Annotated in this window: 1 pseudogene; it reads left to right on the top strand. The window is 67.1% G+C overall.

From position 1 onward, the window contains the following. Positions 1 to 22 precede the first annotated feature (22 nt). A pseudogene (locus JMJ56_RS33340) lies at positions 23 to 422 on the top strand (transposase); the annotation flags it as partial.

Here is a 422-nt window from a genome sequence, read left to right as displayed (position 1 = left end):
TCGGACCCCTAGGGACACCGCTGTGCCGTTCAAAGCCAATGCTGATCGCCGGCACCACATCCCCAAGCAGAGGCAGAAGGTCACCAACTGGGCTGAGTACGACGCCGGCCTGCGCGCCCGCGGCAGTCTCACCGTGTAGTTCACGGCTGAGGCGATCAGGGGATGGCAAGCCGAGGAGCGCATGGGCCGGGGCGGCCAGCCGAGGTACTCGAACCTGGCGATTGCAACAGCGCTGACGCTGCGTGCCGTGTTCCGCCTGGCGCTGCGCCAGACAGAGGGCTTGATCGGCTCCATTCTGCAGCTGCTTGGCCTTGATCTGGCGGTGCCGGACCACTCCACCCTGAGCCGTCGGGCCGAGACGCTGGAGGTGTCTCGGCCGAAGCCGAGCAGCGAGCCGGTGCACCTGCTGGTGGATAGTACCG

It is taken from the genome of Belnapia arida (genome assembly GCF_016773205.1).
Lineage (GTDB): Bacteria > Pseudomonadota > Alphaproteobacteria > Acetobacterales > Acetobacteraceae > Belnapia > Belnapia arida.
This window is presented reverse-complemented; position numbering and strand designations above follow the sequence as displayed.